The following is a 7,483-nucleotide window of genomic DNA, read 5'->3' on the forward strand; positions in this document are numbered from 1 at the left end:
GGGAAGCTTGGTGGGGGGTGGGGGGGGTTTGTTTCCGGTGCCGCCGTTTCTTTCTTCTTTTTTTTTCTCTCCCTGTTGTGCCGGCTTAGACGCCTGGCCCCCCCCCCCCCCACGCTCGCCTGCGCCGGCACGACGCCGTTGCCCGGAGCCGGTCCGATCCGCCGGGAGGGCCCTGACCGTGCCGCGCCTGCGGCTGCAGCTTCTCCCGGTTGCGGACCGCCCAGAGGCGGGTGACCCGGCCGCCGAGGACGTCGAACGCGGCTACGGTCGCGACGACGCCGGCCCGCCGTCGACCGATCGCAACCCCCTGGGTGCCCTGATGTCCGGGCGGGGTGTGCCGGCGCCGGCTCGGCGCTGAGGCCCGGGGCGCCCGGGCCCCGGGCGCCGCGGCGGCTCACCCCCGCCGCAGCACCGCGCGCAGCGCCTGCCGCAGCTCGGCCTCCGGATCCGCCGCCGCACCGTCCGCCCGCCACGCCACGAATCCGTCCGGCCGCACCAGCACCGCCCCGTCGGCCGTCACCCCGTGGGCCGCCGCCCAGTCGTCGCCCTCCGCGTCGTACCGCAGCCCGGCGTCCGGCGCCGCGCCGATGCGGTAGGCCTCCAGTGGTACACCCTGCGTGCCGGCGATACGCCGGGCGGCGGAGTGCCAGGCGGCACCCGCCGGCGCGGACGCGTCGCTGAGCAGCACCAGTGACCGCTCGTACAGGTCGAGCGTGGACAGCCGCTCGCCCGCGCGGCGCAGCCACAGGTGCGGGGCCCGGCTGCCCGGTTCGCCGGTCAGCCGCAGCCCGTCCGGTACGACCGGCTGGTCCGGGTCGGCGCCCACGACGGCGCCCTGCGGGTAGCGGTAGCCGAGCACCACGTTGAGGATGCCGCCGCGCTTGCCGGCGCCGAAGCCGGGGGCGGGGGCGAAGCCGGGGTGGCTGTGTTCCACCGAGCGGGCCGAGGCCCGGGCGCTGGTGGCCAGCGCGACCGGCCGGCGCTCGGCGTCGTAGGTGTCCAGCAGCCCGGGGCCCGCCCAGCCGTCGAGGACGGCGGCCAGCTTCCAGGCCAGGTTGTGGGCGTCCTGGATCCCCGTGTTGGAGCCGAACGCGCCGGTCGGGGACATCTCGTGGGCGGAGTCGCCGGCGAGCAGGACCCGGTCGTCCCGGTAGCGCTCGGCGACCCGTTCGGCGGCGCGCCAGGACGCCTTGCCGGTGATCTCGACGTCGAGGTCGGGGACGCCGACGGCACGGCGGATGTGCCGGGTGAGCCGCTCCTCGGTGAACTCCTCCAGTCTTTCCCCGTGTTCGGGGTGCCAGGGGGCGTGGAAGACCCAGCGTTCCCTGTTGTCGACGGGCAGCAGGGCGCCGTCGGCCTCGGGGTCGGTGAGGTAGCAGCAGATGAAGCGGCGGTCCGCGACCACGTCGGCGAGGAGTTTGGAGCGGAAGGTGATGCTGACGTTCGCGAAGAGGTCACCGGGGCCGCTCTGCCCGATGCCGAGCCGGCCCCGGACCGGGCTGCGGGGTCCGTCGGCCGCGACGAGGTAGTCCGCGCGGACGGTGTAGAGGTCGTCGCCGTCGCGGTCCCGTACGTAGGCCGTCACTCCGTCGGGGTCCTGGGCGAAGGATTCCAGCTCGTGGAAGTACCTGAGGTCGCCGCCGAGGGCGCGGGCCCCGTCCAGCAGCACCGGCTCCAGGTCGTTCTGGCTGCACAGGCACCAGGCGGTGGGGCTGAACCGCGCGAGCCCCCCGCCGGGGTCGATCTCCCGGAACAGCCACTCGCCGGCGTCCCCGGCCAGCGTCGGGGTCTGCAGGATGCCGTGGTTGTCCGCGAGCAGGGACGCCGCCTTCTTGATGTCCGGCTCGATGCCGGCCACCCGGAACAGCTCCATCGTCCGCACGTTGTTGCCGCGGCCACGCGGGTGGACCGAGGTCCCGGAGTGCCGCTCGACGAGCATGTGCCGTACACCGAGACGGCCCAGGAACAGGGACAGGGACAGACCCACCAGTGAGCCGCCCACGACAAGGACGGGCACGTGGTGATCGGCTTTGTGCTGCATCGACGACTCCAGAGGCAGGGGCGGGGGTGTGGAGCACCTCGGAGTTTCCATGCCCTCTTCGAAGGGCTTCGCGTGCTCAATCACCCTCCTGGTTCACACGAGTCGCGCACTCCGGAGGACAGGAACAGGATCAAGGAACGCTGACGTCGCGTCACGGGCGGCGTTGCCCCTCTGCTCCTGAAGGAGATGTGCGCAGTATGACCACCACGTCGGAAAAGGTTTCGGAACAGCTGGCGCGGCAGGTGTCGAAACGGGTCTCGCAATCCGTCTTCGACGGCTCCCGCCTCCGGGTCGTCCTGCTGGTGGACGTATACGACGGCGCCCAGCAGCAGTTCCTGGAGGCCTACGAACAACTGTGCAACCAGGTCGCGTCGGTGCCCGGACATGTCAGCGACCAGCTCTGCCAGTCGATCGAGAACCCGTCCCAGTGGCTCATCACGAGTGAGTGGGAGAGCGCCCCGCCGTTCCTCGCCTGGGTCAACAGCGAGGAACACGTCCGCATGGTGGAGCCGCTGCACAGCTGCGTCCGGGACACCCGGTCGCTGCGCTTCCACATCGTCCGCGAGACGGGCGGCGCGGCGGCGGCCGCCCCCTCGGCCACGCGCCGGCTCCAGGCCTCCCCGCGGATCGGCGACGGGGTGATCCGGCACGCGCTCACCTTCACGGTGAAGCCGGGCAGCGAGGCCGAGGTCGCGAAGATCCTCGCGGACTACGCCTCGCCCGACGCACGGGTCGACGAGACCACGCGGCTGTGCCGCACCTCCCTGTTCATGCACGGCAACCGGGTCGTACGGGCCATCGAGGTGCGCGGCGACCTGCTGGCGGCGCTGCGCCACGTCGCCCGGCAGCCCGAGGTCCGGGCGGTCGAGGAGGCCATCAACCCCTACCTGGAGCAGGAGCGGGACCTGAACGACCAGGAATCCGCACGGGTGTTCTTCACCCGGGCGGCGCTGCCGGCCGTGCACCACGTCACCGCCGACGAACTGGTCGAGGGGGAGCGGCTCGCGCTGTACTACCCGGCCCGGCCGGGCCGCGGGATGGAGCTGGCCCAACTGCTCGCGCAAGGAGACGAGCGGGCGGCGGAGGACCCGGGCAGCCCGGTCCTGCGCAGCACGATCTTCCAGCGGGACGACGTCGTCGTACGGCTGGTCGACCACCGTGCCGGCGTGGCCGTGGACGTCACTCCGGCGGCACCGCTGACCGCCCTGCTGGACGGCGAGGTCGTCCGGATGCAGCTCGTCACCGACCGGCGCTCGCCGGACGCCTGAGACCCAGCCGCAGCACACCCACGGAGGACTGTCGTGATCAAACCCCTTCCGAAGATCGTGGACCTCAGCGAGGTCGAGCCCAACACGCGGCGCGGCGGCGATCTGCGCGCCATGCTCACCCCGGCCACGGTGGGCTCGACCAGCGGTTTCATGGGCGTGGCCCTGGTGCAGCCGGGCGACCGCATCGGTGAGCACTACCACCCGTACTCCGAGGAGTTCGTGTACGTCGTCTGCGGCGAGCTGGAGGTGGACCTGGACGGCGAGCCGCACCCGCTGCTGCCCGAGCAGGGGCTGATGATCCCCGTCAACATGCGGCACCGCTTCCGCAACGTCGGCAACGTGGAGGCGCGGCTCGTCTTCCACCTGGGTCCGCTGGCCCCGCGTCCGAGCCTCGGCCACGTCGACACGGAGGAGACGGAGCCGGTGGCCGTCGCCGCCGAGGCGGGGCAGGCGCGCTCATGACCCGGCGCGTGGCGGTCACCGGTATAGGCATCGTGGCTCCGGGCGGTATCGGCGTGCCGGCGTTCTGGGATCTGCTCGCCGAAGGCCGTACCGCGACGCGCGGCATCACCTTCTTCGACCCCGCCGGGCTGCGGTCGCGGATAGCCGCAGAGTGCGACTTCGAGCCGGCGGCGCACGGTCTGGACGCCGAGCAGGTGGAGCGGGCGGACCGGTACATACAGTTCGCCATGGTCGCCGGGGACGAGGCGGTCCGGGACTCCGGTCTCGAGATCGCCCGCGAGGACCCGTGGCGGGTCGGGGTCTCGCTGGGCACCGCCGTCGGCGGCACCACCCGCCTGGAGCACGACTACGTCCTGGTGAGCAGCCGGGGGCAGCGCTGGGACGTGGACCACCACAAGGCGGAGCCCCAGCTGCACCGGGCGTTCTCGCCGAGCACCGCGGCCTCCGCGGTGGCGGAACGTTTCGGCGCCCAGGGTCCGGTACAGACGGTGTCCACCGGCTGCACCTCCGGACTCGACGCCGTCGGGTACGCCTTCCACACCGTCCAGGAAGGCCGGGCCGACATATGCATCGCGGGGGCCGCGGACTCGCCGATCTCCCCGATCACCATGGCCTGCTTCGACGCCATCAAGGCCACCTCCCCGAACAACGACGACCCCGAGCACGCCTCCCGGCCCTTCGACAACAACCGTGACGGCTTCGTCATGGGCGAGGGCGGCGCGGTGCTCGTCCTGGAGGAACTGGAGCACGCCCGGGCCCGCGGCGCCCGCGTCTACTGCGAGTTCGGCGGCTACGCCACCTTCGGCAACGCCTACCACATGACCGGGCTGACCAAGGAGGGCCTGGAGATGGCGCGGGCCATCAAGACCGCCCTCGACCAGGCCCGGCTCGACCCCACGGCGATCGACTACGTCAACGCCCACGGCTCCGGCACCCGGCAGAACGACCGCCACGAGACGGCGGCCGTGAAGCGGGCGCTCGGCCACCACGCCTACGACACCCCGATGAGCTCCATCAAGTCCATGGTGGGGCACTCCCTCGGGGCGATCGGCGCCATAGAACTGGTCGCCTGCGTCCTGGCGCTCGCCAAGCAGGTCGTACCCCCGACCGCCAACTACGAGATCCCCGACCCCGAGTGCGACCTGGACTACGTCCCGCGTGTCGCCCGCGAACGCCGGCTGACCAGCGTGCTGTCCGTGGGCAGCGGGTTCGGTGGCTTCCAGTCCGCGGTGATCCTGACCCGGCCGAGGGAGTGAGGACACGATGAGCGAACCGCAGGACCGGCAGGCGGCCGTCACCGGCATCGGGGTGGTCGCGCCCAACGGCACCAGCACCGACACCTTCTGGAAGGCCACCCAGGAAGGCCTCAGCGTCCTCGACCGGGTCACCCGCGAGGGCTGCGAGCACCTTCCCCTCAAGGTGGCCGGCGAGGTCCGTGCCTTCGACCCGGCGGCCACGATCGAGGAGCGCTTCCTCGTCCAGACCGACCGGTTCACGCACTACGCCATGGCCGCCGCCGACTTCGCGCTCGGCGACGCCCGGCTCGGCCAGGCCGACACCCCCGACGCGCCCTACTCCATCGGCGTGGTCACCGCCGCCGGGTCCGGCGGCGGCGAGTTCGGCCAGCGCGAACTCCAGCAACTGTGGGGCAAGGGCAGCCGGTTCGTCGGCCCCTACCAGTCCATCGCCTGGTTCTACGCCGCCAGCACCGGCCAGGTCTCCATCCGCCGCGGCTTCAAGGGGCCCTGCTCGGTCGTCGCCTCCGACGAGGCCGGCGGTCTCGACGCCCTCGCCCACGCCGCACGGGCGGTGCGGCGCGGCACCGACGCGATCGTGGCCGGCTCCACCGAGGCGCCGCTCGCGCCGTACTCGATGGTCTGCCAGCTCGGCTACGAGGAACTGAGCCGCGAGACCGACCCGGCCCGCGCCTACCGGCCGTTCACGGACGGGGCGTGCGGGTTCGTACCGGCCGAGGGCGGCGCGATGCTCGTGATCGAGGCGGCGGGCCCCGCCCGGGACCGCGGCGCCGACGTCCGGGCCGTCGTCGCCGGGCACGGGGCCACCTTCACCGGCGCCTCCCGCTGGACGAAGTCCCGCGAGGGCCTCGCCCACGCGATCCGGCATGCGCTGCGGGAGGCCGGCTGCGCCCCCGAGGAGGTCGACGTCGTCTTCGCCGACGCCCTCGGCGTGCCGGAGGCGGACCGGGCCGAGGCACTGGCCATCGCCGACGCGCTCGGCGAGCACGGCACCCGGGTGCCGGTCACGGCACCGAAGACCGGAATCGGCCGGGGCTACTGCGCGGCCCCCGTGCTCGACACCGCGGCCGCCGTGCTCGCCATGCAGCACGGCCTGATCCCGCCGACGCCGAACGTCTTCGACGTCTGCCACGAACTCGACCTCGTGACCGGCCGCGCCCGGCCCGCCGAGCTGCGTACGGCACTGGTGCTCAGCCGCGGACTCATGGGGTCGAACTCTGCGCTGGTGCTGCGGCACGGCGCCGCGCAGTGAGCACAGCAAAGGAGGAAAAGCACATGTCCCAGATCACCGTGGAAGAACTCGCCCTGCTGATGAAGAAGGCCGCAGGGGTCACCGTCAGCCCGCAGCAGCTCCAGGAGAAGCCCGACACCGGCTTCGACGTCCTGGGCGTCGACTCGCTGGGCCTGCTCGGCATCGTCGGCGAGCTGGAGAACGCGCACGGCACCCCGATGCCGGTCGACGCGGAGCGCTGCAAGACGCCGCAGCAGTTCCTCAACCTCGTCAACAGCACCCTGATGGCAGGAGCCTGAGATGGCAGGACACACCCAGAACGAGATCACCATCGCCGCCCCGCTGGACCTGGTCTGGGACATGACCAACGACCTGGAGCGCTGGCCCCAGCTGTTCAGCGAGTACGCGTCGGTGGAGATCCTCAAGACAGAGGGCGCGAAGACCACGTTCCGGCTCACCATGCACCCGGACGACAACGGCACCGTCTGGAGCTGGGTCTCCGAGCGCGAGCCGGACCGCGACAGCCTCACCGTCACGGCCCGCCGCGTCGAGACCGGCCCCTTCGCCCACATGAACATCCACTGGCGGTACGAGGAGGTACCGGCCGGCACCCGGATGGTGTGGACCCAGGACTTCGCGATGAAGCCGGACGCCCCCGTCGACGACGCCTGGATGACCGACAACATCAACAAGAACTCCAAGGTCCAGATGGCCCTGATCCGCGACAAGATCGAGAAGGCGGCCGCCGGTCACCGGCCCGCCCCGGCCCTGGCCGACTAGCCGGACGGAGGACAAGACCGTGCACCAGGCCCTGATCGTCGCCCGCATGGCCCCGGGTTCCGCCCCCGACATCGCCAAGGTGTTCGCGGAGTCCGACCGCGGAGAGCTGCCGCACCTCGTCGGAGTCGTCCGGCGCAGCCTCTTCCAGTTCGGCGATGTGTACATGCACCTCATCGAGTCCGAGCGCGAGCCGGGACCGGCCATCGCCAAGGTCACCTCGCACCCCCAGTTCAAGGAGGTCAGCGAGCGGCTCTCGGCGTACGTCAGCGCGTACGACCCGGAGACCTGGCGGTCCCCCAAGGACGCGATGGCGCAGCGCTTCTACCTCTGGGAGCGCGACGCCGGCGCCTGACCCCCTTCCGGACACCGGTGGCGGGGGGGGGGGGGGGGGGGGGGGGGGGGAAGAGATTTCCGGGTAGGGGGGGGGCGACGTGGGGGGAGGGGA

General features: G+C 72.2%; 8 protein-coding genes. 7 read left to right on the forward strand and 1 reads right to left on the reverse strand.

All coding sequences use genetic code 11. The annotated features are described in order from the left end of the window. Window positions 1-394 precede the first annotated feature (394 nt). Window positions 395-2,041, reverse strand: a complete 1,647-nt coding sequence (locus tag ACZ7HQ_RS03540) for an FAD-dependent oxidoreductase (protein ID WP_470984092.1) — start codon at window positions 2,039-2,041, stop codon at window positions 395-397. Between the two features lie 197 nt (window positions 2,042-2,238). On the opposite strand from ACZ7HQ_RS03540, the gene ACZ7HQ_RS03545 reads away from it, so the two are divergent. The 7 genes from ACZ7HQ_RS03545 to ACZ7HQ_RS03575 are packed head-to-tail and all read left to right on the forward strand — an operon-like array spanning window position 2,239 to window position 7,390. Next, window positions 2,239-3,309 carry a SchA/CurD-like domain-containing protein gene (locus ACZ7HQ_RS03545; protein WP_470984094.1) on the forward strand — a complete coding sequence of 357 codons (1,071 nt, stop codon included), beginning with the start codon at window positions 2,239-2,241 and terminating at the stop codon, window positions 3,307-3,309. 33 nt (window positions 3,310-3,342) lie between these two features. Then, window positions 3,343-3,771, forward strand: coding sequence for a cupin domain-containing protein (locus tag ACZ7HQ_RS03550; protein ID WP_470984096.1), 429 nt, complete (start codon window positions 3,343-3,345; stop codon window positions 3,769-3,771). Beyond that, window positions 3,768-5,027: a beta-ketoacyl-[acyl-carrier-protein] synthase family protein gene (locus tag ACZ7HQ_RS03555; RefSeq protein WP_470984098.1), complete on the forward strand. Its 1,260-nt coding sequence runs from the start codon at window positions 3,768-3,770 to the stop codon at window positions 5,025-5,027. Before ACZ7HQ_RS03550 ends, ACZ7HQ_RS03555 begins: the two co-directional genes overlap by 4 nt. Window positions 5,028-5,034: 7 nt before the next feature. Then, window positions 5,035-6,279 (forward strand): ketosynthase chain-length factor, encoded by a 1,245-nt coding sequence (locus ACZ7HQ_RS03560; protein ID WP_470984100.1) that lies wholly within the window; start codon window positions 5,035-5,037, stop codon window positions 6,277-6,279. 23 nt (window positions 6,280-6,302) lie between these two features. Further along, window positions 6,303-6,557 carry an acyl carrier protein gene (locus ACZ7HQ_RS03565; RefSeq protein WP_470984102.1) on the forward strand — a complete coding sequence of 85 codons (255 nt, stop codon included), beginning with the start codon at window positions 6,303-6,305 and terminating at the stop codon, window positions 6,555-6,557. Between the two features lies 1 nt (window position 6,558). Then, entirely contained in the window at window positions 6,559-7,038 is a 480-nt protein-coding gene (locus tag ACZ7HQ_RS03570; protein ID WP_470984104.1) for an SRPBCC family protein, read from the forward strand. Window positions 7,039-7,057: 19 nt separating this feature from the next. Continuing rightward, complete coding sequence (locus ACZ7HQ_RS03575; RefSeq protein WP_470984107.1) at window positions 7,058-7,390, forward strand: TcmI family type II polyketide cyclase; 333 nt, start codon at window positions 7,058-7,060, stop codon at window positions 7,388-7,390. The last annotated feature ends 93 nt before the right edge of the window (window positions 7,391-7,483 follow it).

This window comes from Streptomyces sp. NPDC037290, from assembly GCF_055603245.1.

Bases quoted from the DNA above. Each gene is read 5' to 3' on its own strand.
- ACZ7HQ_RS03540 (WP_470984092.1), bottom strand. From the start codon at position 2,041: ATGCAGCACAAAGCCGATCACCACGTGCCCGTCCTTGTCGTGGGCGGC.
- ACZ7HQ_RS03545 (WP_470984094.1), top strand. From the start codon at position 2,239: ATGACCACCACGTCGGAAAAGGTTTCGGAACAGCTGGCGCGGCAGGTG.
- ACZ7HQ_RS03555 (WP_470984098.1), top strand. From the start codon at position 3,768: ATGACCCGGCGCGTGGCGGTCACCGGTATAGGCATCGTGGCTCCGGGC.
- ACZ7HQ_RS03560 (WP_470984100.1), top strand. From the start codon at position 5,035: ATGAGCGAACCGCAGGACCGGCAGGCGGCCGTCACCGGCATCGGGGTG.
- ACZ7HQ_RS03565 (WP_470984102.1), top strand. From the start codon at position 6,303: ATGTCCCAGATCACCGTGGAAGAACTCGCCCTGCTGATGAAGAAGGCC.
- ACZ7HQ_RS03570 (WP_470984104.1), top strand. From the start codon at position 6,559: ATGGCAGGACACACCCAGAACGAGATCACCATCGCCGCCCCGCTGGAC.